The 24,577-nt window shown below is 63.0% G+C and carries 24 protein-coding genes; 11 read left to right on the forward strand and 13 right to left on the reverse strand.

All coding sequences use genetic code 11. The features are described from left to right. Positions 1-68: 68 nt before the first annotated feature. The 5 genes from ACNAOU_RS24345 to nrdE all read right to left on the reverse strand — a co-directional run bounded on the left by ACNAOU_RS24345 (position 69) and on the right by nrdE (position 5,831). Positions 69-479, reverse strand: coding sequence for a hypothetical protein (locus ACNAOU_RS24345; RefSeq protein WP_422759037.1), 411 nt, complete (start codon positions 477-479; stop codon positions 69-71). A gap of 108 nt (positions 480-587) precedes the next feature. Beyond that, positions 588-866: a hypothetical protein gene (locus tag ACNAOU_RS24350; RefSeq protein ID WP_422759038.1), complete on the reverse strand. Its 279-nt coding sequence runs from the start codon at positions 864-866 to the stop codon at positions 588-590. Positions 867-1,048: 182 nt separating this feature from the next. Next, positions 1,049-2,026 carry a class 1b ribonucleoside-diphosphate reductase subunit beta gene (gene nrdF, locus ACNAOU_RS24355; RefSeq protein WP_422759039.1) on the reverse strand — a complete coding sequence of 326 codons (978 nt, stop codon included), beginning with the start codon at positions 2,024-2,026 and terminating at the stop codon, positions 1,049-1,051. 134 nt (positions 2,027-2,160) lie between these two features. Further along, a complete protein-coding gene (locus tag ACNAOU_RS24360; protein ID WP_422759040.1) occupies positions 2,161-2,964 on the reverse strand; it encodes a DUF2510 domain-containing protein in 804 nt (267 codons plus the stop codon). A gap of 302 nt (positions 2,965-3,266) precedes the next feature. Further along, on the reverse strand, positions 3,267-5,831 hold the full coding sequence (nrdE, locus tag ACNAOU_RS24365) for a class 1b ribonucleoside-diphosphate reductase subunit alpha (RefSeq protein WP_422759041.1): 2,565 nt from the start codon (positions 5,829-5,831) through the stop codon (positions 3,267-3,269). Between the two features lie 239 nt (positions 5,832-6,070). On the opposite strand from nrdE, the gene ACNAOU_RS24370 reads away from it, so the two are divergent. Further along, positions 6,071-6,664, forward strand: a complete 594-nt coding sequence (locus ACNAOU_RS24370; RefSeq protein WP_422759042.1) for a hypothetical protein — start codon at positions 6,071-6,073, stop codon at positions 6,662-6,664. A 38-nt stretch (positions 6,665-6,702) separates the two neighbouring features. Here the strand turns inward: ACNAOU_RS24370 and ACNAOU_RS24375 are convergent, their stop codons facing one another. The 4 genes from ACNAOU_RS24375 to ACNAOU_RS24390 all read right to left on the reverse strand — a co-directional run bounded on the left by ACNAOU_RS24375 (position 6,703) and on the right by ACNAOU_RS24390 (position 9,695). Then, a complete protein-coding gene (locus tag ACNAOU_RS24375) occupies positions 6,703-7,050 on the reverse strand; it encodes a hypothetical protein (protein ID WP_422759043.1) in 348 nt (115 codons plus the stop codon). Positions 7,051-7,118: 68 nt separating this feature from the next. Further along, the gene (locus tag ACNAOU_RS24380; protein WP_422759044.1) at positions 7,119-7,682 is read right to left on the reverse strand and encodes an exonuclease domain-containing protein; all 564 of its coding nucleotides are present in this window, start codon (positions 7,680-7,682) and stop codon (positions 7,119-7,121) included. A gap of 18 nt (positions 7,683-7,700) precedes the next feature. Next, positions 7,701-8,426, reverse strand: a complete 726-nt coding sequence (locus ACNAOU_RS24385; RefSeq protein WP_422759045.1) for an HNH endonuclease — start codon at positions 8,424-8,426, stop codon at positions 7,701-7,703. A 519-nt stretch (positions 8,427-8,945) separates the two neighbouring features. Continuing rightward, positions 8,946-9,695: a DUF2958 domain-containing protein gene (locus tag ACNAOU_RS24390; RefSeq protein ID WP_422759046.1), complete on the reverse strand. Its 750-nt coding sequence runs from the start codon at positions 9,693-9,695 to the stop codon at positions 8,946-8,948. A gap of 95 nt (positions 9,696-9,790) precedes the next feature. Here ACNAOU_RS24390 and ACNAOU_RS24395 point away from each other — a divergent pair, with 95 nt between their 5' ends. Further along, a complete protein-coding gene (locus ACNAOU_RS24395) occupies positions 9,791-10,678 on the forward strand; it encodes a DUF4238 domain-containing protein (protein ID WP_422759047.1) in 888 nt (295 codons plus the stop codon). A 41-nt stretch (positions 10,679-10,719) separates the two neighbouring features. On the opposite strand, the gene ACNAOU_RS24400 is transcribed toward ACNAOU_RS24395, so the two are convergent. Then, positions 10,720-11,271, reverse strand: a complete 552-nt coding sequence (locus ACNAOU_RS24400; protein ID WP_422759048.1) for a hypothetical protein — start codon at positions 11,269-11,271, stop codon at positions 10,720-10,722. Between the two features lie 242 nt (positions 11,272-11,513). Between ACNAOU_RS24400 and ACNAOU_RS24405 the strand changes: the two genes are divergently transcribed. From ACNAOU_RS24405 to ACNAOU_RS24420, 4 genes are all read left to right on the forward strand, one after another. Further along, positions 11,514-12,089 (forward strand): hypothetical protein, encoded by a 576-nt coding sequence (locus ACNAOU_RS24405; protein ID WP_422759049.1) that lies wholly within the window; start codon positions 11,514-11,516, stop codon positions 12,087-12,089. Between the two features lie 264 nt (positions 12,090-12,353). Continuing rightward, complete coding sequence (locus ACNAOU_RS24410) at positions 12,354-13,265, forward strand: hypothetical protein (protein WP_422759050.1); 912 nt, start codon at positions 12,354-12,356, stop codon at positions 13,263-13,265. 1 nt (position 13,266) lies between these two features. Next, entirely contained in the window at positions 13,267-13,905 is a 639-nt protein-coding gene (locus ACNAOU_RS24415) for a hypothetical protein (protein ID WP_422759051.1), read from the forward strand. 93 nt (positions 13,906-13,998) lie between these two features. Further along, the gene (locus tag ACNAOU_RS24420; protein ID WP_422759052.1) at positions 13,999-14,256 is read left to right on the forward strand and encodes a hypothetical protein; all 258 of its coding nucleotides are present in this window, start codon (positions 13,999-14,001) and stop codon (positions 14,254-14,256) included. On the opposite strand, the gene ACNAOU_RS24425 is transcribed toward ACNAOU_RS24420, so the two are convergent. Together ACNAOU_RS24425 and ACNAOU_RS24430 are read right to left on the reverse strand one after the other, a co-directional pair. Then, positions 14,257-15,369 carry a hypothetical protein gene (locus ACNAOU_RS24425; RefSeq protein ID WP_422759053.1) on the reverse strand — a complete coding sequence of 371 codons (1,113 nt, stop codon included), beginning with the start codon at positions 15,367-15,369 and terminating at the stop codon, positions 14,257-14,259. 167 nt (positions 15,370-15,536) lie between these two features. Then, positions 15,537-16,547 (reverse strand): hypothetical protein, encoded by a 1,011-nt coding sequence (locus ACNAOU_RS24430; RefSeq protein WP_422759054.1) that lies wholly within the window; start codon positions 16,545-16,547, stop codon positions 15,537-15,539. 217 nt (positions 16,548-16,764) lie between these two features. Here ACNAOU_RS24430 and ACNAOU_RS24435 point away from each other — a divergent pair, with 217 nt between their 5' ends. The 4 genes from ACNAOU_RS24435 (at position 16,765) to ACNAOU_RS24450 (ending at position 22,282) form a co-directional block, all read left to right on the forward strand. Continuing rightward, positions 16,765-16,935 (forward strand): hypothetical protein, encoded by a 171-nt coding sequence (locus ACNAOU_RS24435; protein WP_422759055.1) that lies wholly within the window; start codon positions 16,765-16,767, stop codon positions 16,933-16,935. A gap of 79 nt (positions 16,936-17,014) precedes the next feature. Continuing rightward, positions 17,015-21,220: a DNA polymerase III subunit alpha gene (locus tag ACNAOU_RS24440; protein WP_422759056.1), complete on the forward strand. Its 4,206-nt coding sequence runs from the start codon at positions 17,015-17,017 to the stop codon at positions 21,218-21,220. Positions 21,221-21,250: 30 nt separating this feature from the next. Continuing rightward, the gene (locus ACNAOU_RS24445) at positions 21,251-21,607 is read left to right on the forward strand and encodes a hypothetical protein (RefSeq protein ID WP_422759057.1); all 357 of its coding nucleotides are present in this window, start codon (positions 21,251-21,253) and stop codon (positions 21,605-21,607) included. A 177-nt stretch (positions 21,608-21,784) separates the two neighbouring features. Beyond that, complete coding sequence (locus ACNAOU_RS24450) at positions 21,785-22,282, forward strand: single-stranded DNA-binding protein (protein WP_422759058.1); 498 nt, start codon at positions 21,785-21,787, stop codon at positions 22,280-22,282. A 79-nt stretch (positions 22,283-22,361) separates the two neighbouring features. Here ACNAOU_RS24450 and ACNAOU_RS24455 read toward each other — a convergent pair whose 3' ends face one another. Beyond that, positions 22,362-23,558, reverse strand: a complete 1,197-nt coding sequence (locus ACNAOU_RS24455) for an IS30 family transposase (RefSeq protein WP_422758571.1) — start codon at positions 23,556-23,558, stop codon at positions 22,362-22,364. 545 nt (positions 23,559-24,103) lie between these two features. Here ACNAOU_RS24455 and ACNAOU_RS24460 point away from each other — a divergent pair. Further along, complete coding sequence (locus ACNAOU_RS24460) at positions 24,104-24,574, forward strand: HNH endonuclease (protein ID WP_422759059.1); 471 nt, start codon at positions 24,104-24,106, stop codon at positions 24,572-24,574. Positions 24,575-24,577 lie beyond the last annotated feature (3 nt).

The raw sequence follows: 24,577 nt of genomic DNA on the forward strand, positions 1-24,577 counted from the left end.
TGTTGGAGTCAGGTAGTTGGGCACCATGTGTGCGGACAGGCGACCGGCGCTCCCCGGTCTGGCTCTGTTCAGCGGCAGACGAGCGCGTAGGTGTGCGGGTCTGAGATGCCGGGTTCCGGCGCGTCAGCCGGGGTGTCGTCGGAGACCAGGATGTCTCGGATGATGCCGATGACGGAGGCTCTCAACCGCAGGAACTCGAGGGTGTCGTCGATCGTCTTTGGCCAGCCGACCGCTGTGAAGACATCGGTGACATCCGGTGTAGCATCCCAGATGACGCCGAGGAGCTGGTCGTGGAGGTGCACGCCGATGGTCGGGGTCTCCCCTTTGAGGTGCTTCCTCATTGCCTCGTCCACGAGCCATGCGGCCGCCTGCGTGGACGAGGTGAGGAACTCGCTCTCGTAGATGCCATCAGTGACCGCCCAGCGGAGGTCTCGTTTGATCTCGGTCCTTCCGGGCCGGGCGTGGGTGAGGGTGCTCATGCTGTTGATGTGTGCGGAGGCCCCCGTCTCCGGAGACGCAAAAGGCGACCGGATCGCTCCGACCGCCTTTGCGGGCTCCCTTGGCCGGGCCATGGCCTGGCTTCTGGCTTATCCGAACGCCCCGCGGGCGTCGGATTCGTTGTCGAACAGCCGGCAGCCCCAGTAGGTCCAGGTCCCGTCATTGCGCCGGTGGAACAGATGGCGGGAATCGCTGGCACCGACATACTGGTGCACGGCATCATCCAGCGACTCCGCCTCAATCGGCGACTCGTTGAGCTGCCAGGCTGTCTCCGCTTCGCCTGTCGCGGCGAAGCCTTCAGCCCAGATGGTGAAAAGCGTCTTCCCGGTCTCAGTCCGGGTGCTTGATTCGGCGGCTGTTGCTGTCATGTTGCATTCCTTTCGTACCTGGCAACCCACGGGCCACGGCCCGCTTCGGAGGGGAATTGTTCCTTCCAAAACGGGCCGTGGGAGTATCATTGAGGGTGCGGCAGCATTTGTGCGGTCTGCTCCCGATTAGCCTGAATCGCGGCCACTCTGCTCAATTTTCCGCGAGATTATTGCGCAAACTGCTAAAAATCCCAGTCATCCGACGTGGTCGCAACTGCCTTGGAGGACCCCATTACGTACGACGAGCCGCTGCCGCTGAAAAAGTCGTGGTTCTCGTCCGCGTTCGGTGACAGCGCCGAGAGGATGGCCGGGTTCACGTCGGTCGTGCCGGGCCCGAACATGGGCTCATAGCCGAGGTTCATGAGCGCCTTGTTGGCGTTGTAGTGCAGGAACTTCTTGACGTCCTCGGACAGCCCGACACCGTCGTAGAGGTCGTGCGTGTATTGGACCTCGTTCTCGTACAGCTCCATGAGCAGCTCGTAAGTGTAATCGTGGAGCTCTTCCCGGCGGGCCTCGGTTTCCTGCTCCAGGCCCTTCTGGAACTTGTAGCCGATGTAGTAGCCGTGGACGGCCTCGTCCTTGATGATGAGGCGGATCAGGTCAGCCGTGTTGGTCAGCTTCGCGCGCGAGGACCAGTACATCGGCAGGTAGAAGCCGGAGTAGAACAGGAAGCCTTCCAGGAGGGTGGAGGCGATCTTGCGCTTGAGCGGGTCGTCGCCCTCGTAGTAGTCCATGACAATCTTTGCCTTCTTCTGAAGGTGCTCGTTCTCGACGGACCAGCGGAAGGCCTCGTCGATTTCCTTCGTCGAGCAGAGCGTCGAGAAGATCGAGGAGTAGGACTTGGCGTGCACGGACTCCATGAACGCGATGTTCGTGTAGACGGAGGCCTCGTGTGGGGTGATGGCGTCCGGGATCAGGGACACGGCGCCGACGGTTCCCTGGATGGTGTCCAGCAGGGTAAGGCCGGTGAACACGCGCATGGTCAGCAGCTGCTCTTCAGGCGTCAGGGTGGCCCAGGACTGGACGTCGTTGGACAGCGGGATCTTCTCCGGCAGCCAGAAGTTGTTGACGAGGCGGTTCCAAACCTCGACGTCCTTCTCGTCCTGGATGCGGTTCCAGTTGATCGCGTGAGCTTGTTCGATGAGTTGGAGGGATCCCATAGTGTTCTCTTTCGTTGTGCTGGTGTCATGCCCGCGGCCAGCGCCGGGTGGCGGTTGCCCGGGGGCGTCTGGACTCCCCTATGCGTCCCGGCGGCCGACGGGCCTCAAGCCTCCGGGATGAAGCGCTCAGTCTCTTAGGCTTCGGGCTTGTCCTTCAATGCCTTTCGGGCCAACAGACCCTTGCGGAGCAGGAAGATGCCCGCAGCGATGGAGCCTGCACGCTTAATGAAGGTCCAGACACCGCCCGCGATGACCAGCACGCCGATCCAGGGGGCAAAAGTCAGGAAGGTCTTGAAAAAGCCCGAGGGCGGGATGGTCGCGGTGGCCTGGATGTCGGCAGGGTGGTACGTGACGTCGATCTTCTCGCCCTTCATATAGGGGCAAGGCTTCTCGCTCACGTTGGAGTGGACCGCGTAAGAAGTGCCGTCGACGACGAGCTCGGCCACTGGGCTGCAGTTGCCCTTGGCGTCGACCTGGACATTCACGACGGTGGCCTGGGCGTGGAGTGTTCCCGCGCGCGGTTCGGCGTTGTGCAAAGGCATGCCGGGGGTCAGGCACAGGATGAGCCAGATAACGCCGAATACGATGGTACCGATGGCCCCGCCGATGCCCTGGCGCTGTTCACCGAAGCCGACGACGCCGTCAGCTATCAGTGCGCCGCCTGCAGCCGTTGTCCCGTTGGCCCGGACGTTCGGGTCGCCCATGTACTTCTTGGCTGTGCCGACGAAGGCTTCCGGGGCCCAGGGATGGGAGCTTTGGCCGCCGGTTCCGGCGTACTGCTCTGCAGGCTGCGCGACCGCAGGAACTTGAGCGGCGACGGGGACGGCTTCCTGGGTCGGTGGCAGCGGCTGCTTGTGCGCCGTCCAGCCGTTACCGTCCCAATAGCCCATCATCCCTGGCTCATTTGCCAAGGGGTACCATCCGGGTGCTGCGCTCATGTCTGGCCTCTCGGGCTTGAGGTCTAAATCTTCTTCTGCCCTGAAACATGCGTAGATTCCGCTGAGGGGCGCATGCAGCCTGATGGGCACGGAGCACAGCGGCCGCTCGGCCGGCAGAAGCTCAACGGCGCCCTCATGGGCCAGTAATCCGGGGGTGCCGGCTGCATCCGTCCTTTCATTGATTAGGTGTGCGGCAATGCCGACCGTGGTCTCTCTGGGAGGACAGAAAGCCCCCGGCAGGAGGGTTGCCGGGGGCCTTCCATCGGTGGCTCATTCCGTGCAAGGGGGTGAGCCGTTACGCGTCAGAGCGTGCAGGAGACGCAGTTGTCCACCTGGGTTCCCTCCAGCGCGAGCTGGCGGAGGCGGATGTAGTAGATGGTCTTGATGCCCTTCCGCCAGGCGTAGATCTGGGCCTTGTTGATGTCGCGCGTGGTGGCGGTGTCCTTGAAGAACAGCGTCAGCGACAAGCCCTGGTCCACGTGCACGGTGGCAGCGGCGTACGTGTCGATGATCTTCTCGTAGCCGATCTCGTAGGCGTCGGCGTAGTACTCCTGGTTGTCGTCCGTGAGGTACGGCGCCGGGTAGTAGACCCGGCCCAGCTTGCCTTCCTTGCGGATTTCAATCTTGGAGGCGATGGGGTGGATCGACGACGTCGAGTTGTTGATGTAGGAGATCGAGCCTGTCGGCGGGACGGCCTGGAGGTTCTGGTTGTAGATGCCGTGCTCCACGACGGAGGCCTTCAGCTGCTCCCAGTCCGCCACGGTCGGCAGGGTGATGCCGAACTTCGCGAACAGCTCCTGGCCGCGCTCGGTCTGTGGCAGCCAGGAACGGGTGGTGTAGGTGTCGAAGAATTCTCCGGTGGCGTACTTTGACCGTTCAAAGCCCTCGAACGTGGTGCCGCGCGTGATGGAGATCTGGTTGGATGCCCGAAGCGCGTGGTAGGCCACGGCGGCGAAGTAGGAGCTGACAAAGTCCAGGGCTTCCTCCGACCCGTAATGGACCCTCTCGCGGGCCAGGAACCCGTGGAGGTTCATCTGGCCGAGGCCGATGGCGTGGGACTTCCGGTTGCCGTTGGCAACCGGCGGGACCGCCTGGATGTCGGACTGGTCGGAGACTGCAGTGAGCCCGAGGATGGCGGCCTCGACCGTGGCACCCAGGTTGCCGCCGTCCATGGCTGCCGCGATGTTCATCGAGCCCAGGTTGCAGGAGATGTCCTTGCCCACGGTGTCGTAGCTCTGGTCCTCGTTGAAGGTGCTGGCGGAGGAGACTTGCAGGATCTCGGAGCAGAGGTTGCTCATGATGATCTTGCCGTCGATGGGGTTCGCCTTGTTTACGGTGTCCTCGAACATGATGTACGGGTAGCCGGACTCGAACTGGATCTCGGCGAGGGTCTGGAAGAACTCGCGCGCGTTGATCTTGGTCTTCTTGATCCGCGCGTCGTCGACCATCTCGTAGTACTTCTCGGTGACGCTGATGTCGGAGAACGGCATGCCGTAGACCTTTTCGACGTCATAGGGCGAGAACAGGTACATGTCCTCGTCCTTCTTGGCCAGCTCGAACGTGATGTCGGGGATAACCACGCCGAGGGAAAGAGTCTTGATGCGGATCTTCTCGTCAGCGTTCTCCCGCTTGGTGTCCAGGAACCGCTCGATGTCCGGGTGGTGGGCGTGCAGGTAGACGGCGCCGGCGCCCTGGCGCTGGCCCAGCTGGTTGGCGTAGGAGAAGGTGTCTTCCAGCAGTTTCATCACCGGGATGACTCCCGAGGACTGGTTTTCGATCTTCTTGATCGGCGCTCCGACCTCGCGCAGGTTGGTCAGGCACACTGCGACGCCGCCGCCGCGCTTGGAGAGCTGGCCGGAGTTGGAGACGGCCTTGAAGATGGACTCGAGGTTGTCTTCGGTGCGCATCAGGAAGCAGGAGACGAGCTCGCCGCGCTGCTTCTTGCCGGTGTTCAGGAAGGTTGGGGTGGCCGGCTGGAAGCGGCCGGTGACGATTTCGTCGACCAGCTGGCGGGCGATGGCCTCGTTGCCGTCGGCCAGGCCGAGGGCAACCATGGTGACGCGGTCCTCGTAGCGTTCCAGGAACCTCTTGCCGTCGAAGGTCTTCATGGCGTAGGAGGTGTAGAACTTGAAAGCGCCCAGGAAGGTCGGGAACCGGAACTTGTGCCGGTACGCCTGCTGGAACAGGGACTTGATGAAGGCGAAGTCGTACTTGGCGATCAGCTCGGCCTCGTAGTAGTGGTTCTTCACCAGGTAGTCGAGCTTCTCCGCCAGGTCGTGGAAGAACACCATGTTCTGGTTCACGTGCTGCAGGTGGTACTGCCGGGCAGCCTCACGGTCGGCGGCGAACTGCATCTTGCCGTCCGCCCCGTAAAGGTTCAGGTAGGCGTTCAGCTCGTGATAGCCAAGGCCCTTGTACGCCTCCGGCAGAAGGTCGTCCTTGCTTACGCGCTCGGGCGCAAGGGTGTTCGTTCCCAAAATTTCTCCAATCCAGTGCGGGACACGCTCCACGTCTTCCGGGGTGCCCATGAGTTCGACTCGGTACAACAGTTGTGTGCGGCACTTGGCCGCAATGACATCCCCTGCCAGGCAGTAGGAGTCATGGAAATTGGTGTTCCCCGCCGCGATGACCCCACGGATGAGGTTCCGGTTGGCTTCGACGTTGAGGAACTTGATCACCTGTTTCGGCACCGCCCCGCCCTCAGGGCCTCCACCGTAGGTGGGGGTGACCAGGACGAACGGTTCGGTGGCGAGCAGGGTTTCGTCGGAGGTGTGTACCGGCAGCCGGTCAGCTGCCAGGCCGAGCTTCTCGACGAAGCGGTGGGTGTTGTTGGAGACCGAGGAGAAGTAGATGAGTTTCTCCGTCACGGTCCAGCACCATCCTTTGATCCCGGCCGGCGTTCCCGGCCCTTGGTCTTCCCCTATGCGTCCCGGCTGATGACGGGCGTCAACCTGGCCGTGGGGTTCGTATCGCGGCTGCCCGGGGGGGGCGGGCTGCCCTGCACATGTGTGCGGCGCACGGGATTGTCCTGCTCACAATTGACCCATTGACACAATGCTGTATATGCTTGAGTCATTCGAAAACCGCCGATAAGAAAGCCGGAAGCATGACCGTCCCAGTTATCACCCTCACGCCTGCCGACCCGATCCTCGACGAGGTCCTCACCCCGAACGCCGCGGCAGCGTACCTGCAGACCACCCGCCCGAACATCGCCAAACTTCTGGCCTCCGGATACCTCGCCGACCTGTCCATGTCCTCCCTCGCCCCACTCCGCACGGCGGACTTTGTTTCCGCAGGTGGCAAGCTGCCGCTGATCCAGACGGCGCCGGCCGAGGAAAGCACCGACGGATGGCGCAAATGGTGGGGTGACGCCCCTGCGCTCAGCGATGAGGACTGGCTGAACGCGCAGCGTGGCGACTGGACCGGTGCCGGTGCCGACCGGATCGAGAAGGCCGGCTACCTTCTGGTCGGTCTGGGTGGCGTCATCACCGGGGTCACCAAGGTCATCAGGGCTGTCCCGTCCGGATCCCCGCGCAAGGCCCGCTTCGAGCTCGAGTTGCTGGGTCGGCTCGCCGGGGAACTGAAGTCCTTCGGGAGGACGTTCCCGGAGACCTTGTCAGCCGAGGATGCTTCGTTCGCCTCCAGGCTGGTCGGCAAGCGGTACGAACCCCGTGCCGGCGGCTCCGTCATGTGGCTCTAAGCCAGGGACCCCATCCGCGTCAGGAGCCAACGGCAGGTTCAGCGCATAATGCAGCCGCGATGGGGCATCACATGGGTACGGTGCAGGGTGCAACAGAAGTTCTCGTGGTCGCAGCCTTCGTGGTCGTAGTGGTCGGCAAGATCGTCCACAGACACGCGGTCGCGGATCTCCTCGGGGGTGCGCATATCGCCGCGTACCAGGATGACGTTGCGTCCGGACCGGAGTCCGGACAGGGTCCAGGTCTCTCCTGTGGCCTTGTCCTTGTAGGTGAACCCGATGCCGACGGGGATGCGGATTGGCGGCTTGACGGGGGTCTCGGCGGCCGGCTTCAAGGGGATGCCGGCGGTCGTCGCAGGCCGGGTCCGGCGGGGTTCGTTCCATTCCATGTGCCTGATGTGTGCGGCGCGGGCAGCTGGGCTTCCCGCTTTAGCGGAAGACGCAGCCCATATGGGAGTCATGCGATGCCAAGTCCGCGGTAGAGCCCTGTGATGGTCGTGGCCTTGTGACGGGCGGCCAGGGCCAGTGCGATGCGGGCGCAGGTGCGCGCGTCGTCTCCGGCGTTGTGGGCGGCGAAGGCCGGCAAGCCCAGGTGTCCGGCCACGTCAGCGAGCTTGTTTTTGGGCAGCCGGAGCGCCGCGCGCGCCAGGGTCTCGGTGCACCGGAACTCGTTGGCCGGCCGTGGCAGCCCGGCGATCTCGAAGGACGTGCGCAGCACTGACCCGTCGTAGCCCATGTTGTGCGCGAGCACCGGGCCGTCACCGATCAGGGCCGCCAGTGTGGCCATAGACTCGGACAGGGACGGAGCACCTTCGGTCATCTCGGAAGTGATTCCGTGCACGCGTGTTGCGTAGCGGTCGAAAGAGTCGAGACCAGTGTGCGGGCGGATCAGCCAGGACCGGGTGTGCGTGATGACGCCGTCGCGGACCACCGCCACACCCACGGCGCAGGCGGAGGCTCGGTCGGAGTTGGCGGCTTCGAAGTCGATGGCCGTGAAGTCCAGGCCGGGAATTGTTTCCATGCCACCCATGTGTGCGGATCAGGTGCTGGTCATCACCGGTTCGATGGCTCCCTGTGATGGCCATAGGGAAAACTCAAGTTGTACAAGCGTCTCGGGCCGGCTGGACTCCAGAATGAGGTCGATGTCGTCCGCAGCCTCATCGGCAGCTTCGGTAAGTAGGAGCTGGAACTCCTGGGCCTCGGTAATGAGCTTGCTTCCTTTGAGTAGATTGCAACCGAGGTGGGCCAGAGCGCAATTGTCGCGGGAATGGGCACCTCCGAGCGAGACCGGTACTTTGTGTTCCAGGGACACGCTCTTCGGATCCGGCCACCGGACAAGGGGGTCTATGGCCGTTTCGCAAAGCCAGCAGATCCCTTGATCTCTTTCCCATATCTCCGCCAGGCTGAAATCCTCGACCGTCACACCGCGTAGCCTTGCGCGGCGGCGAGCCGACACGTTCCGGCTAATATCCCGGGCCTTCTCCGGATTCGCGGCACGCCAGGCTGCGCTCATCATGGCAGACCGTTCACGGTTGTTCCTGTAGTAAAGCTTCCCTATGGCGCTCTTCTGTTCCGCGTTGGCCGCATTCCATTCCCGCGCCCGCTGCTTCAGCATGTCGTCGTTTCGCTTATACCAGGCAGCCTGCTGGCACGTCACGGAGCAATATTCAGCACTGGCCACCATATGCCAAGGAACGACAGCCTGGCAGTGTCCGCAGTATCGGACGGTCAGACTCTTCAGCCGGATGGTCTGTTGGCGGGCCATCCGAATCGCCTGGGCGCATACTTCCGAGCACAGCTTGTTGCCGCCGCGGCTGCTCGTGAAAAACAGGCCGCCGCAGTAATCGCAGACTCGAGGTGGCGCAGTGAACTCATCAATCCTCCCCGCCCTCCGGGCCCTCATGTGGCACCTCTTGCACAGTCCCAGCGCGTGGTCTGCGATTCGGTCGCAGTCCGGCCACTGACAGATGACAGGCATCATCTCCACTTCGCCAACCATCTCCGCCCATGACCTCATGAAAATTACACTATGGCCAAGCACTGACAGTCTTGAGTAACGCCGACGCATAGAAAGACGAAAGGCCCGGACGAAACCGCGAGGCGGTGACCGTGCCGGACCTTTCAGCGCAGCGTTCCTGCCTGGAGCGAAGCTCCCGTCCCGACTCCCAGAACGCTGGGAGGGTGCCCCATCGGGAGGCGCCCTGCCAAGTGCGGGAAGGCTGCAAGCACCGTGAGGTGCTGGCCCTCATGTGTGCGGCGTCAGGAAAGTCTCTCCCCGGCCGCCTTAGTCCACAGGACGTTCCTGGTCCCGCCATTTCTCAGCGATGGTGCGCATGTCCAGCATCCCGTCCCATCCGGACTCCATGTAGGCATTCGCGACGAACCCGGCGAAACGTTCAACAGTGTCCCGGTCCTCGAAGCCGGTGACACCCAGCAGATTGCCGTCGTGGACGTAATTGAAAGCGAACCGGTGGTGTTCGTCCCAGAGCTTGCGGTCCTCCGGGCTGAGCGGATCCGGCTCATCGGGTCCATCCCAGCCGAAGTCGTGAACTTCGTCGTCGACGTCGGCGGCGGCTTCATCCCGGTACTTGGGTATGCATTCCTTCGCGGGCGTGCCCGGCTTGAAGTCCAGGTCGCGTTCGATAGGCAGCCCCATCTGTCCGCGGACCCTTTCGACTTCGCCCAGGTCGATGTAGCCCCATTCACCGCCGAGGCCCAGGTTCACATAACCGAAGGCCAGATTCTCACCGGAATCGTATTCGGCGATGTACCAGTCCATGCCGCCCTGGAAGTAATGCGCCTGGATGGGCTTGTCCCCGATGGGCCCGTCGTTGTCGGTTTCGTAGAGCTTCGGCCACGCAGCCATCTGCTCGGCTGGCGGGTAGAAGTCGTGGCCGCGGCGACTCCGCTGGGTTTCCGCCGGCCGCCCAGGCGCGGGGGCCGTGAGTGCCACCTCCGGTTCGGCGTGGGCAGTGGGTGCGAACTGCCCGCCAGCAGGAATGCCCTGCGGCTGGCGGTTGATGCTCTCGGTCATGGCAGTCTCCTCAGACAGGCTTGATGTTCACCTGCTTTGTGTACGGCCTGCTGACGGGAGCGACGGCCGGCGCCGCCACGTGCCACCCTTGGTTGGTGAAAAACAATCCGACGACCCGGCAGCACGTGGTCTCACAGGTGCTTCTGAACAGGTTTGCCTCCCCTGCCGGTCTGATCAGCGCCTATGAGGTCCGGTGGGGCGTGACAAAGCAGCGAACGTCCAGGGCTATTGGCTACCAGGAGAATTTCGTGAAGCACGAACCGGACGCGACCGAGGCCATCTGGAAGGAAGTCGAAGACCGGACCTGGCCGGCGCTCACCGAGGTTGACCAGCAGCCGGGACAATTATCGGCGGCGACGGAAGAAGCAGTGAGAGATCTGGTTGCACTCCACTTTGCACGCAGCCTGGCCACCGCAGCTGGCCATGAACAGGCCCTTGCGGACGCCGAACAGAGGGTCCGCAGCAACACCCGCGCCCTGGCCGACCTCGCAGAGGTCAAGCATAAGGGACTGCATCTCGAGCACGCCTCGAGCATCCATGCCGAGATTGCCGACGGAATCATGGCGGACGTCCACGCTGAGGAATCATCCGGGGTCATCTTCCGCGACGACCTGCTCAGGTACTTTCAGGCCACCCGGACAAGGTTCGCCACTTACAGCCTCATGGTCCGTCCCGTGGTCGCAGGAGCTGAACTGCTGCTGGGTGACTGTCCGGCCATCTCGGTGTCGCGCGGGATGGCCTCCTCTTCGACCAGATCGCCGCTGTTCCAAGCCAACCTGATCGCCATGCCGCTCGGCCCGAGGCACGTGGCCTTCGTCTACCCCGACGGAATCGAAGAGCCTGTCATTCCTGTGGGCATCGAGCAGGCGCTCCATCTCAACGGTATCCAGGTGGACCAGGCGTCCCGGCAGGTCTACTCCCGACCGGGAAGCGGTTTGGACAAGGTGGCACGGGCGCGTCGGGCGCCGCTGCGAAAACCCTGACCCAACTGTGGAGGAACGTTCTCAAGAGCTCCATTGAACGGTCAGGCGACCAGCTGAAGGACTCCTGAATGCGCCTGCCGGTACGCGGCAGCCCACGCCTCGATGGGGGCGATCAGGGCCGGCTCGCCGGGACCGCCAAGCAGGCCAATGCGCTCCAGCCGGTCCCAGACACGGAAGCCGTACGGGCCGGTGTCGTCCTTGACCCATTTGAGGGCCTTGGAAACCAGCGCGAACTCGGCAACAGGTTCTACCGGGACAGGCCATCGGCCGGGTGCGACGCACGCGAGCCAGCGCACCTGATGAGCGCGGGCACCCAGGATTGGGACCATGCCGAGGGCATACTCCTTGTCACCATGGCCAGCTTGGACGACAGAGCCGGCGACCGCCGTGCGGATGGCTCCGCCCAGGTTGTCCCACGCCTTGACCTGCACGGCCGCGTCGGGCAGGACGTAGAGGTCCCCGACGTCTTCCTTCCGTCCGGCGCCGAGATAGCGCATCGCCTTATCCAAAGCGAACTCCGGCAGGAGGTTCACCAGGACGGGGACTGACTCGCGCTCGAAGCGGTCGCCTTTGTCTTTTGAGCTGTTGGCCATGACAGGTCTATGCGGGCCGGAAGCTGACGGGCGGGAAGAGGTCTGCGACGTTGGGAACACATCCGTCGACAGGCAACGTTCTCAGGTCCGAGGATGCCCCTGAGGGAATGGGGTCCGCGGTGCTGAGTAGTTGCCCAGCATCCGTTACTTCGTTGCCTACTCAAAACGGAAACAGCCCACGCTGGGAACTGTCCTAGGAGGACTCCGCCGCGAGCCAGCCGTAGCCGAGTACCATGACACGCATGGCTCAATTTGATGGTTCGGGGGCCCTGGAAGCCCGGCTTAAGATGGCGCGACAGAAAAGCGACGACAGTGCCAGAGCAGAACAGGGACGGGCCGACCATCTGAAAGCTGCCCGACAAGCACGGTCTGACGAAACTACGTCGTTAGTCGCCGAGTTCATTGCCAAAGCACGTTCTCTGGACATCAAACCACTGCACCGCCTGCCGGCAGTTGTCCACGAGAGTTGGCAGGCGGGCGACGTCGACATCATCCGGTCGAAGGTGATTGACGGCACCAGAACCCCATGCTGGCATCTCGGAGGAAAGGTATGGGGAAGCAAGAGTGCCGCTCGTCCGACAGGAAAGTTCAGTAAGTATTTCTTATCCGTGGACGGTCGCCACATGGTCGAAGAGTGTAGCCCGCTCGTCATCAAGTCATCATTTTTCAGCGGCAAAGACCGCATGAGTCGAACTGTCCGTTGGGTACCGACTGAGCCCAGTGTGATGGACGTCATCAGTTTCGACGCCTACACCTCCAAGGAAACGACTTTGGCTGAAGCAATGGTCGAATTCTTCCTCGATCACGAAGGCGCTTAGCGGCTCATCTAGAGGCGGACGTTGACCGTTTCACCCCTAAGCCCACAAATTCAGATCGGACCGGCCCGAGGTCCTTCAACACGTCACGACTGAACAGTTCGAACTCGCCGCCGCTCCATGGTGTTGAGAGACGAAACCTGCGCTTCATGGAGGCGGTGGTCGATACTTGGCCTATGCAATAAATGGCCCCCGGCCATTACTCGAACGTCTACGCATGTTCCAGGGCAGAGGCCAACCACTACCAGCACTCAGGGGTTTATCACCATGGACATCAAACGCCGCCGGATGCTCACCGAGCCAGGCGACACCCTCCTCCTGTCCAAGTCATCAATGGACACGGCCTTTCGGTTCACCAAATGGCAGGAGCTCACCGGCCTCACGCCCGACAGGTTCACTGCGGACCCGATTTGCTCCGTTCCGTTGCCCATCTACACCCAGGTGGCCCCTGGCACCCGGCAGTTTGCCTCCGTCAAACCCGAAATGATGTGGCACCCACTGTTTTGGTTGCCTCCACGCCTCGCGGGCCGCTACAACCTCCCCTCCGGCCCTAACGGTGCACTCGAGGTCGAGTCCACCACCATGTGGTCCATCCGCGTCGCCCTGGAGCTGACCGCCTCCGGCCTCTACAGCATCGAGGACGGGTGGCTCGACATCCTTGCCACTGTCGGCATCGACGTCGAGAACGAGGTAGACCTGGCCCGTATCGAAGAATGGCAGGCCGGCGGCGTCGACGACCTGCTCGACTCAATCGATCTGGACCTCTACCTGGCTTTGGAGAAGAACCCGAACTGGGCGCTCCAGTCAGCCATGGCCCTGACCGAGCCGGCCACCCATGCCCAGTGGGCCATCCTGGCCGATTCCCTCATGGAAGTCATCATGGACGCCCGTGACGAAGCGGACACCACACCTCTGCGCGAGGTGCGCGAAACCCTCGCCGTCGTTGCCTCGCTGGCAGGAATCCAGCTCGACGAGGTGCCCACCGACGATGAGGAGCCCGCCCAGGAGTTTTGGGACCGGGTCGAACTCGAGGCCCGCGACGGCATCTACTCCACAGTCGATGAGTTCCTGGCCGGACCGGCCGCAGAGGCGATGGGATGGCTGACACTGACCCGCGACACCTACTGGGAATCTGTCGAAGACCTCAAGACCCTCCAGGCCACCGAGGTGGCGGCCTGACATGATCGGAGTCCCCGTGGACGAATACATCCCGCTGGAAGCCCGGGTCAACCCCAACGGCTCCGTCGACGTCCTCGTTGACGGAGAAACGGTTCCCGGGGGCTCCGGTCTGGCCATGCCCGCCGTACTGCAGCTCCTGACGCGGTACGCCGCGGAAAACGGAAAGCTTCTGATGACCACCACGCATCCGGACGGCAGCGTCACCCGCGACCTGGTTTCCGAGACGGGTGAGGTCACGCCGTTTTACCCGGAGGTGACGCCGTCGGCAAAGGCAGTTGCCGCGGCCTCGTATCCTTCCGAGGAGGCACTGCTGCAGGTCCTCAAACAAAGCAGCCGCCGCCGCGTTGGATACTCCGAGATTGCCGCAGCACCGGTTGCACCGGCCGCACCAACAAGAACCCGGGTCAAGATGGGTGAGGGCGCGATCCCCAAATACGACGTCGAGGCCGATATCCAGAAGACCCTGGCATCGAAGAAACACCCGCCCAGCACGAAGAAGCGCCTCATCATTGCCGTGATCCTCACCGTACTGGTCCTGGCCGTGATCGCCCTGGTCGGTATGCCGCTGATCTCCGCGGCTACCCACCTGCTTGGCGCCCTGCCGGCTCCGGGACCAATCGGGACTCCTCTGCAGCTCTGATCCGGTTCGGCAAGGGCCGCCCCGTCCCTGTGGACCGGGCGGCCTTTTGCTGTCCCGGTGAGACCACCGCGGCTTGCCGCAGACATCGCCGACATGACGAATGTTCAGCAGACCAGTGCCGCGGCGTACGCCAGCCTTGAGGACCTCGGGGAGCGGCAGACCGCCGTCCGCAACGCCATCAGCTCGATGGGCGCCGCCTGTAACGCCAAGATCGCTAAGTACCTCGACGTCCCGGTCAACCAGGTGACGGGCCGGGTGTTCGAACTCCGTGACAAGGGCCTTGTCCGAGAGGCTTACAAGGCTGTGTGGCCTGCCACCGGCCGCACCGTCATCTGGTGGGAAACCGTCTGATCACGAAGGCTTATGGCCGTCAACGATCCGGATATTTCCCCGAGAGTCGTCGACTTCTGCTGACAGTCCGTATTTTTTAGCGATCCCTAAAGACCACTCCCATAATGGCGCTCTGAGAATCTTCCGCAGTTTCACGTTTACCCCTAGGAACGGTCCAATCGCACTACCGATGGCGGGAAATCGCACCCAGCTCCCCTTGGGCACGTCAACCAGGATGGCGTGGAGTGCACGACCTAGCCGCTCATCGAAGTCCTCAGACATTCCGTCAGCACCAGTAAGGTGTGCGGCAACGTGTTTCGTGATGAGTTCGGACCAATCTTCGCTGTTCTCGGCCCCTCCCCCGTCGTCGGGAGAACGCTTTGCGGCATTCGCTGCCGGAGCAACGCTTCTGGGCGCGAATTCACTCTCAATCAGATCTGCCATCTGCTGATGCAGGGCTGCAATATCGCTGTGGATTCTCCGGGCCTTCTCCCAGAACGTCGCGGATTCTTTCGGGTTATGCTGCCACACCGCTGACTCTTCCAAGCCGGCTGGCACGGAACACCTAAAGAGCGTGGCGAGGGCCTTGGCCAAATCCAGCACCGACCCCATATCCGTGACCAATAGGGGTGCCGGGCTTCTGAGCGTGTTAACTGCGGTACACAGTTCCTCGACAGTGCTGAACAGCCGGCCGAACTGCAGGCGGTCCTTTACTGTGTCCTGTGCGATCTGTGGACAGTACACGCTCTCCATGACCTTTACAGAGTGTGGGATGTGATCGGGAAAGAACCCCGGCAAAATCTTCTCGCGCAGCGCCCACCGGAGCGCGTCTTGCTGCTTATCGACCTGCTCTAACGGATTGGACTGCAGACTCCCATCCCGGAGTCTCCACTTGTCGCCCCGGTCTTTGGCCTCTGCGACAGCGTCCGGGTACCTCTTCCATTCACTGATCATCAAGGTACCGAGCGTGGTGTTGTAGAACAGCCAGTCAAGCTCTGCCACCGGTTTGTGGGCGGCCTCGACACGGCAATTGCTGAAAGCCCACACATCGTCACCCAAGAGCTCGCTAAGCTTCTCCCGGTCGGCTTTTCTCGCCACCCGCGCCGAAGTCGATGTTGATGGGAAGTGCAGCATAGGTGGCTCCTCGTCGTCTGACGCTTAGATGCATAACGTACACACAAAGCACTTCCGGGTCAGGACTTTCAACCGTTTCGCTGTGTGGCGAGGCAGGAAAGGTCTTGTGCTCTGGACCTCGTCCAAAAGCACGTGGCCCGTCCGGGCAGCAGTGCATTGTCGACCGTCTAACCGATCTTCGACCAGACGCCACATCTGTTGGATTTGAAGCCTTCTCCGGTGGCAACGGTCACGGTCACCCCAGCGGGCGCGAAGTCGACGATGTCGTTGGCCAAGATAGTCCCGTCGCCTGCGCTGCGGGACCAATAGCAGCCCTTGACGCCCGGCTTGGTTTTCCAGGTTCCCGGCTCCATTCCCTGACCTACGACCATTGTTCCGTCCGCCACCCTTGGCGTACTGACGGTGCTCTGGAGATCCGCCACGTGCGGGGCGTCCGGGCAAAGTGTGAGGGCCGCTGCTGCTTCCGCCCTCGACTCCGGGGTGGTCGGCTTGTCCATGTAGGTGGCGCCCCAGGTGTTGTCCAGTTTTGCGCAGAGGTTCAGGATTCTGCCTAGCGTCTCACCGCCGCTCCTTATGGTCACACCTGTGGCTGTCACTGCATCCACGAGCTTCTGTTCACTCGGCAGCAGCTCGGACACACTCGAGGGCGAGATGCCTTGGATCTTGACAGTGCAAGGTCCGCCGCCGTCCTTATAGTTGCTGCCTCCCCAAACCTCCTTGAAGCTCTTGTATTCGCGGTCTGCCCCGCAACGGTACGTGTATCGCTTGGCGATGTTTGCTTCGGCGTCCGCGACTTCCTTTGCGGCCGCCCTCGCCGTCGCCCCAGTCAGGAACTCCTTTTCCGTCATGTTGACCTTGACGTCAACGAAGTCGTTGCCTGAGAAACCCCCTGCGGCAGGGCTAGTGGAAACCGTAAGGACGGTGTCGTCGACTTGGGTCTTGGCTGACCAGCTCTGTCCATCCGGGCCGAAGAACCGGGCGCGGTAGTCGAGCTTGTCAAGGTGCGACTTGGCTTCAATGGCCGACTTGCCGACGAGGTCCGGGACAATTGCCCGTTGCTTTGCAGTTGCTGACACCGTGGGCTTCGACGTGGTGTCGGCTGCTGGCTTTCCATCTCCGCCGCATCCAGTGAGTGCTACGGCCAGGAGTGCCACTAGGGCAGGGATGTAGAGCTTCATGTCCCCCAGTTTTCTTTTTCAATGCGTCGGTGGTGGTGGTCCGCGTGGGTAAGGCAGGCCAAGTGGTGATGGCATAACCATAGTGGCCAATCCCAGCGTGTTCGGCAGATGACGCGACTACCCGATGCCGCTCCCGATCTTGAAGGTCCGGCTGCGCGTCTGATACAGGGCCGGCGAAGCGTATACCTTTGCTGGATCTGCCGCACACATAGCGGCCATGGCGAACTCACCCTTCACGAACCAGGCTTCCTGCACCCCATACGCCAGCCTTGATCCCGCCGGATCCCCGGAGCCTCCGGAGCTGGACTACAAGTTCTTCAGTCCCGAGTTCCTGGATGAGCTCGAGGAGCACTACGCCGCAATGGCCGTCGGCCGCGTCACCGCATAGGAGACCCCGGACGGCATTTCCGTCCGCACCACCCGGGCCTGCCGGCCCACTTCCAGCCAGACAGAATTCAGAGGCACCCATGGCGTTCGTCCAACTGCACAACCACACCGAGCACAGCGCACTAGACGGTCTTCAACGGATCAAATCTGTCGCCAAGACAGCCGCGGACCTGGGCCAGACCGCGATGGCAATCACGGACCACGGGTCCCTCGCCGGCGCGTGGAGGTTCACGAAAGCCTGCAAGGCCGCAGGCATCAAGCCGATCATCGGCATCGAAATCTACATGTCCATCGGCGACCGTTTCGAGCGGAACTCCGAGATCGTTGACCGCAACGATGACACCACCGCCGACGCCGATGACGGCAAGGGCGACACCAAGGAAAAGCGCTACGAGCACCTGACGCTGCTGGCCCACAACGAAACCGGCTGGAAGAACCTCCTGGCCCTGCACAACAAGGCCGAAGAGTCCTACTGGTACAAGCCGCGGATCGACTACGCCCTGCTCAAAGAGCACGGCGAAGGCCTCATCGTGCTCTCCGGCTGCCTGGCCGGCCCGGTCGCAGGACCCCTCTCCCGCGCCGCCGGTGAAGCAGCCAAGGCCGCAGAGCTGGAAGCCAGAGCGACCGTCGATGAGGCCGAGGCATCGAAGCTCGCTGCGGAGGCGAACGCACACCGTGCCAAGTCTGACGAGTTCGCTGCCGAAGCGCGGAAGAACCTGGACACCCTGATCGACTGCGTCGGCAAGGAAAACGTCTACCTCGAGATCATGTACCACGGCATCGACGCCGAGCAGTCGGTCCTGAAGCCGATCGGCATGCTCTCCCGCGAGTACGACATCCCGATGGTCGTCACCAACGACTGCCACTACGAAAAAGAAGACGACGCAGACGCCCACGAGGGCTTCCTCGCCGTCGGCAGCAAGAAGGGCCTGGATGACCCGGCCCGCTTCAAGTTCAACGGCAGCGGATACTACGTGAAGTCCGAGCAGGAAATGCTCGACATCATGCCCGGCAGCAAGTCATGGGCCGACGCCTGCGCCATGACCCAGGTCATCGCCGACCGCTGCGACGATCAGGTCATCCCGACCCCGCACCAGCGACTGCCCCACTACCCCCTGCCCGAAGGCTTCGAGGACTCCAACGTCTACCTCAAGTCGCTCGTCCAGCAGGGCGCGATCAAGCGCTACGGCTATGACGTCGAAACGAAGGAGCGCATCCCGCTCTCCCAGGAGGTCAAGGACCGGCTCCGCACCGAGCTGGACATCATCTCCGAGATGGGATTCCCGGACTACTTCCTGATCATGTGGGACGTCATCAACTGGTGCCGCTCCGATGCCCCCATCGAATTCGACAACCTGGATGCGCCGCGGAAGAAGCCGATCCTGGTCGGCCCAGGCCGTGGTTCCGCCGCCGGCTCGGCCGTGTCCTACTGCCTGGGCATCGTCGGCCTGGACCCGCTCTACAACAACCTCCTGTTCGAGCGCTTCCTGGAACCGGGCCGCGCCGGCATGCCCGACATCGACGTCGACTTCGAAAAGGGCCGCCGGGACGAGGTCTTCGCCTACCTGGGCTACCGCTGGGGCAAGGGCAACGTGGCACGCATCGGCACCTTCGGTGTCGCCCTGTCCAAGGCTGCGATCAAGGATGCGGCCCGCATCCTGAAGCCGTCCGGCCCGAGCGAGGAGATCAAGGCCCAGGCCAAGGATCTCTTTGCAGCCGGTGAGCGCGGCAGGGGCGCGGCGCTGCTACGCGACGCCGAAAAGGCCGCCTCCGAGCGGGCCTCCCAGATCCTGCGCCTGGGCAACAAGATGTCCGACCTGGTGCCGGCCTCCGGCGAAAAGGCGTACGACTTCGCCCACCTGGCCGACACGAAGGACCAGGCCGGGCAGGCGTTCCGCGACCTTGTTGAGGAAGCCGGACAGGACGCTCAGGACATCCTGGAAATGGCCCGCGCGTTCGAAGGCATCATCAAGAACGAATCGATCCACGCCTGCGGCTTCGTCGTCTCCCCCGAACCGCTGGACGAACTGGTTCCCCTGCGCTGGGCCTCCCACGCCGCTGACGCCGATCCTGCCGCTCCCCGTGTGATCTGCTGGGACGGTCCCGAGGTCGAGGACTACGGGTTCCTGAAGATGGACATCCTGGGCCTGATGAACCTGGACATCGTCTCCACTGCGCTGGAAAACATCGAGATGTCCACTGGTGAGAAGCTCACCATGGATGACATCCCCCACCCGGACACCAAAGGCAACCCCAAGGTCGATGCCGCGTTCGCACTGATCGCTGCCGGGAACACCGGCGGTGTCTTCCAGATGGAATCGGCCGGCATGGTCAAGATCGCCCAGGACGTCGTCCCGGAATCCCTCACTGACATCTCCGCCATCGTCGCCTTGTTCCGTCCTGGCCCGCTGGCCGCCAAGGTCCCCGATCGTTACGCTGCGCGTAAAAACGGGCTCGAAGAGGTCGACTACAACCAGTTCACAGCCGATCCGATCGAGCAGGAATGGATCGCCAAGGTCCTCGGGTCCACCTACGGTGTCTTCGTCTTCCAGGAATCCTTGATGCGCCTGGGCACAGTCATCTCCGGCTTCGACGCCTCGCAGCGTTCGGTGCTGCGCAAGGCTGTCGGCAAGAAGGACGCCAAGAAGATGGCAGAGGTTGGCCAGATGCTGGCCGAAGGTGCAGAGAAGGAGTTCTTCGACGAGGACGGGACGATGATCTCCCCGAAGTTCTCGGCAAAGACCGCAGCCCACATGTTTGAGCTGATGAAGGGCTCCGCGTCCTACCTGTTCAACGCCTCCCACTCGGCCGCCTACGCCCAGCTGGCGTTCGTCACCGCGTACCTGAAGGCCAACTGGCCGGTCGAGTACGCCGCCGCGATCCTCGCCATCGCCGACAAAGATGACAAGCGCATGAACGCGTTCTGGTCCCTGAAAGCGGACGGCATCACGGTCCTCGCCCCGGACATCAACCTGTCCCTGGCCCGCACCGCGCCTGTGAACGGCTCCGTCCTGATGGGCCTGGCCGAGGTCAAGGAGGTCGGCGTCGCCGGCCACTACATCGTCGCCGAACGCAACGCTAATGGTCCCTTCAAGAACCTTCACGACGTCCTCACCCGAGTGACCGTGCCGGGCAAGAACGGGGGCGAGCCGACCAAGCTTCCCGTCGGCGCCATCCAAGGCCTCATCGAAGCCGGAGCCCTGGACTCCTTTGGTCCCCGGCTTGGCCAGCTCATGACGCTGCGGGCAGCCCACAAGACGGATCTGTCGCCGATCGACGCCGAATGGTCCGACGTGGAGGAGTCCACCCGGCAGCGTCAGCGTCTCGGTGTCAGCCTCGGCACCCACCCACTTCAGTCCCTCAAGGAAGAAATCCTCGAATGGGAAGGCCCTGGCGGCGGTAAAGCCACCCCGCTGCACAAGATCGCGGACGAGAACGGCGAAGCGGTCCTGACCGTCGGCGTCATCTCCATGTGGGAAGAGAAGGGCTACTCCGGCGGTAGGCGGGCCAACTTCGCCCTCGAATCCTCCAAGGTCACCATCCAGGGCGTCATGTGGGACCGCACCCTGTCCAACCTGCGCCGCCGCGGCGCCGTCCCCAAGGTCGGCGACGTCGTCGCCGTGTCCGGCAGGGTCAACGTCCGCACCACCTCGGTGGGCGACGACGACTCCGAAACCCAGGACACCATCACCACCAAGGAGCTTTCCATTTTTGAAGTCTGGCCGATCGCCTCGGCAACCGCCCCGGAAATCAACGAGCCCCCGGCTGTCATCGACTTCGCCGCCAAATACCGTGAGCTGCGGGCCGCGAACCCGGACAAGCCCAAGGGCCCGGACGGCGGCCAGGACGATGAGACTCCAAAGGCGCCTGCAGCCGAGACCGCACCGGCGGTCGTCGCCGAGGTCACCGACCTCGACGATCACCGGAAGAAGAGCCGGTCCAGGCTGGTCGTCGTGGCCACCTCGGCTCTCGGCCGCGGCCTGGCAGGAAAGATCCTTGTCGGCGAATCCGACATCGTGAAGCCACACCTGATCACGAGCTGGCCCACGAAGAAGATCCAGCCCGGATCCATCTACCGGGTCATGTGCCCCGGGGACGTCGTCGTCATCCTCCTGGTCAAGTCCCCGTCACTGGGACACGACCAGTTGCTGGAAATCTCAAACGGCATTGCCATCGATGACCCGCGCTGGACGAAGCAGGAGGGCCCGGACGCCCTCTACACCTGGTACCTGCTGGAGCAGGCGTCAGAAGAGGCAGACGGGGCCGGAAAGAACCTGGCCGCGTAGGCGGTGAGAGGGGCTCCGGAATCCGCACACATGAAGCAGGAACAGGCGGACATGCCGCCAACGATCTACCCGCCGCTGTGTGCGGCAGAAGGAGCCCCCTTCGTGAGCCCCGCCATCGACAAGCCCCAGACGGACACCACCCTCGCCGCCCTGGCCGTGCTTGAACGCTTCGCCACCCAGGATTTCGATTCGGTCGACGCCTTGCTGGACACCACGAACAACAAGGAGCTGGCCATGGGCCTGCTCGATGTTTCCCGGATGCTCACCGGCATGCTCGCCCGGGCCACAGACGCCCGCCACGACGAGGTCATCGTCCACGTTCGCGAAACCATCATGGGCCTGATCCACGAGGGCCACCTCGGCACCGCCCTCCAGCCCGTCAACTGACCTGTTGCTGCGGTGACATTTTTGCCGTCTGCCGCACACATAGAAACCAGAAGGAGAGGCCCGTTCCGAGCCTTTCCAACTGATGCGGAACCTGCGCGAAATTGACACCCGTCATCCGCCGGAACGCATAGGAACACCAGAAAGCCGGAGCCGTTCCGGGTTTCTACCGCAGCCCTTATGGGCCTGACGAAAGGCACCACCTTGTACAACATCCCCTTCTCCGGCAACCTGACCGCAGACCCGGAACTCAACACCAACACCGCCTCGGGTATCGCCCGCCTCAACTTCCGCCTGGCGGTCAACGAAGGCGAACGCGGCTCGGACAACGAGAAGACCCACTACCTGAACTTCACGGCTTTCGGAACGACCGCCGAGAACGCCGCGAAGTCCTTCAAGAAGGGTGACCGGCTCCTGGTCCTCGCCCGCGTGAACACGTACCCGAAGACGGTGTACCTGGAGAACGCCGAGAAGGAACTGGAGGAGAAGGAGATCACGATGGTCGGCTTCACCGCCAGCGACATCTCCGCTCCGGTCCGCTTCGCCACCGTGGACGTCCACAAGGTTGCGAAGAAGGAGGGCGGCGAAAGCTCCGCTCCCGCGAAGAAGGCTCCGGCCCCCCGCGCCGCGGCCTCCAAGCCGAAGGTCGCAGTGGCAGCTGGTGACGACGACTTCTAAGCCCTAGCGGCCGGAGTCACTTCACACGACAGCCCCGTCCAGCCCGGCGGTTTCTAGGGGTCGTTGCAACACCTGTTGGTTAGGTGGTTAGTAGTAAATCACGTAAACGCTCGGCTGGAGTATTCCAGTCGAGCGTTTTGCGTGGGCGGCCGTTGAGTTCCTGTGCTACGTGCTCGAGGTCTTCGGGTCCGTAGACGGACAGGTCGGTGCCTTTGGGGAAGTACTGGCGCAGCAGCCCGTTGGTGTTCTCGTTGGAGCCGCGTTGCCAGGGGCTGGCTGGGTCACAGAAGTAGACCTGCATGTCCGTGGCCATGGTGAAGGACTTGTGGCCTGCCATTTCCGCGCCCTGGTCCCAGGTAAGGGAGCCTCGCAGGTGAGCCGGCAATGTGGCCATGGTTTTGATGAGGCCCTCGCGGACTGTTTCGGCGGTGTGGTCGCCGGGAAGGTGGACGAGCATCACGTAGCGGGTGGTGCGTTCGACCAGGGTCGCGATCGCTGACTGGTTGTGCGCGCCGGTGATGAGGTCGCCCTCCCAATGTCCGGGGATGGCGCGGTCCTCGATCTCGGGCGGACGTTCGGAAATCATGACCATGGGGTCGATGAACCTGGGGGTGCGTTGCTCACCTGTCGTGTGGGGTTTGCGGCGCGTCCGGCCGGTGCGCAGTGCTGCCTGGACCTCGCGTTTGAGTCCGCCTCTGGCTTGGATGTAGAGGGCTTGATAGATCGTCTCTGGACTCACACGCATCTCCGGGTTGTCGGGGAACTCTTCGACCAGCGTGTTGCTGATCTGTTCCGGAGACCAGCGTATGAGCAGTTTGTCCTTCACATAGTCACGCAGGTCCGACTCAACGGCGAGTTTGGCCGTCTTCGGCCGGGCCCGCCGGGCAGCGGCTTTCCGGTGCGCTCCGTGGGGCAGGTAGCCCATCCGGGTATCGGTATTGCGGGCAAGTTCCCGGCTAACCGTTGAGGGCGATCTGCCGAGGGTGTGAGCGATCGCCCTGATCGAGGACCCGGCTGCTTGCAGGTCCCGGATCAGCTCCCGCTCCTGGACGTTGAGGTATCGCCGGTCGATTGGCTTCTCCAGCGCTGATACCGGGACCGGTGTCGTTCCGGTCGCGCCGCCGGGGGAGGTCATGGTGGTCACACCACGTTTGTAATCGACGACCCTGCCATCTGGGTAAATGCGTCGCCCGCCAGTCTTCCGGATTCCCTGATCCCACTCTTCGGCGGTCCGTAAATGAATACCCACCGCCGCAGCGGCTTTCCTCCGATTCACGCCGGTCTTGCGCAGCCGGAAGTACTCATCCCGCCCAGGATGAGGGCCCGCGCCCGGCTTTCCCTGGCTTTTCAGCCCGGCTTTACGAACCCACCCGGCGCATGTATCAGGGTTAAGTGCGAGTTCTCTTGCAGCCTTCCTCGTGCTCTTGACCCGGTCGAACACTCTGAAGAACTCCGCTTTCTGGGCGGATGTGTATTTCCGCTGCCCAGCCTTACGATCCCGGAGGGCCGGCTCAGGGAGCCGAGATTTATGGACCCATTGGTAGCACGTCATCTGATTGAAGCCGAGCTCCGCGGCGGCCGCGCTCACGCTCCCACACCGGTCCCATACGAGAAAAAACTTAGCCTTCTGCTCCGGCGTGTATTTCCTCCGCCCGGCAGATTCCTCCGTTAAAGACGACACGGTCGTTGCAACTCCCAAAAGTTCTGGGTGTTGCAACGACCGCTAGAACCCGCCCCCCATAGCGGGCCGGGCGGGGCTTTCCGTTGCGCCCGTCTACGCATGTTTCCTACCGACAGTGCCTCGACCACCGAGAAAGCATCATGATCTCCCCCACCGCCATCACAGACGCCCTCACCGGGCTGGCCGCACAGATCCCAGTCCTGGTCACGGCGAACCCTGTACCGTTCGCCGTCATCGCCGGAATTTTCGTGCTCATCTATGCGGCCCGGGCCGCTGCCAGGAACCGCCCGGTGGCGACGGACCCGTCACGGCTGTTCTCCCAGGCCCAGCGCAACGAAGGCTTCGCCCGGGCCGGCGGCCGGTGCGAGCTGGACGGATTCTTCTTCACGCGGTGCAAGGGCAAGGCCCACCACGGCGACCACCATTTCCCCTGGTCCCGCGGCGGCTCGACGTCGATGACCAACTTCGTCGCCGCCTGCGCACGGTGCAACACTTCCAAAGGCTCGAAGATCCCCAGCGCCTGGGCGACGATGCGCATGGAAGCCCGCCGCCGGAAGTACTTCCCGCAGGGCGTCCCGGTGAAGGCTGGTGAACGCTTTGCCCACCGCTGAGCA

The organism is Paenarthrobacter sp. C1 (assembly GCF_049315185.1).
Classification (GTDB): domain Bacteria; phylum Actinomycetota; class Actinomycetes; order Actinomycetales; family Micrococcaceae; genus Arthrobacter; species Arthrobacter nicotinovorans.

Excerpts from the sequence above, each read along its gene's own strand:
- ACNAOU_RS24345 (WP_422759037.1), bottom strand. The coding sequence starts at position 479 with ATGAGCACCCTCACCCACGCCCGGCCCGGAAGGACCGAGATCAAACGA.
- ACNAOU_RS24350 (WP_422759038.1), bottom strand. The coding sequence starts at position 866 with ATGACAGCAACAGCCGCCGAATCAAGCACCCGGACTGAGACCGGGAAG.
- nrdF (WP_422759039.1), bottom strand. The coding sequence starts at position 2,026 with ATGGGATCCCTCCAACTCATCGAACAAGCTCACGCGATCAACTGGAAC.
- ACNAOU_RS24360 (WP_422759040.1), bottom strand. The coding sequence starts at position 2,964 with ATGAGCGCAGCACCCGGATGGTACCCCTTGGCAAATGAGCCAGGGATG.
- ACNAOU_RS24370 (WP_422759042.1), top strand. The coding sequence starts at position 6,071 with ATGACCGTCCCAGTTATCACCCTCACGCCTGCCGACCCGATCCTCGAC.
- ACNAOU_RS24375 (WP_422759043.1), bottom strand. The coding sequence starts at position 7,050 with ATGGAATGGAACGAACCCCGCCGGACCCGGCCTGCGACGACCGCCGGC.
- ACNAOU_RS24380 (WP_422759044.1), bottom strand. The coding sequence starts at position 7,682 with ATGGAAACAATTCCCGGCCTGGACTTCACGGCCATCGACTTCGAAGCC.
- ACNAOU_RS24385 (WP_422759045.1), bottom strand. The coding sequence starts at position 8,426 with ATGGCCCGCCAACAGACCATCCGGCTGAAGAGTCTGACCGTCCGATAC.
- ACNAOU_RS24390 (WP_422759046.1), bottom strand. The coding sequence starts at position 9,695 with ATGACCGAGAGCATCAACCGCCAGCCGCAGGGCATTCCTGCTGGCGGG.
- ACNAOU_RS24400 (WP_422759048.1), bottom strand. The coding sequence starts at position 11,271 with ATGGCCAACAGCTCAAAAGACAAAGGCGACCGCTTCGAGCGCGAGTCA.
- ACNAOU_RS24405 (WP_422759049.1), top strand. The coding sequence starts at position 11,514 with ATGGCTCAATTTGATGGTTCGGGGGCCCTGGAAGCCCGGCTTAAGATG.
- ACNAOU_RS24410 (WP_422759050.1), top strand. The coding sequence starts at position 12,354 with ATGGACATCAAACGCCGCCGGATGCTCACCGAGCCAGGCGACACCCTC.
- ACNAOU_RS24415 (WP_422759051.1), top strand. The coding sequence starts at position 13,267 with ATGATCGGAGTCCCCGTGGACGAATACATCCCGCTGGAAGCCCGGGTC.
- ACNAOU_RS24420 (WP_422759052.1), top strand. The coding sequence starts at position 13,999 with ATGACGAATGTTCAGCAGACCAGTGCCGCGGCGTACGCCAGCCTTGAG.
- ACNAOU_RS24425 (WP_422759053.1), bottom strand. The coding sequence starts at position 15,369 with ATGCTGCACTTCCCATCAACATCGACTTCGGCGCGGGTGGCGAGAAAA.
- ACNAOU_RS24430 (WP_422759054.1), bottom strand. The coding sequence starts at position 16,547 with ATGAAGCTCTACATCCCTGCCCTAGTGGCACTCCTGGCCGTAGCACTC.
- ACNAOU_RS24435 (WP_422759055.1), top strand. The coding sequence starts at position 16,765 with ATGGCGAACTCACCCTTCACGAACCAGGCTTCCTGCACCCCATACGCC.
- ACNAOU_RS24440 (WP_422759056.1), top strand. The coding sequence starts at position 17,015 with ATGGCGTTCGTCCAACTGCACAACCACACCGAGCACAGCGCACTAGAC.
- ACNAOU_RS24445 (WP_422759057.1), top strand. The coding sequence starts at position 21,251 with ATGAAGCAGGAACAGGCGGACATGCCGCCAACGATCTACCCGCCGCTG.
- ACNAOU_RS24450 (WP_422759058.1), top strand. The coding sequence starts at position 21,785 with ATGGGCCTGACGAAAGGCACCACCTTGTACAACATCCCCTTCTCCGGC.
- ACNAOU_RS24460 (WP_422759059.1), top strand. The coding sequence starts at position 24,104 with ATGATCTCCCCCACCGCCATCACAGACGCCCTCACCGGGCTGGCCGCA.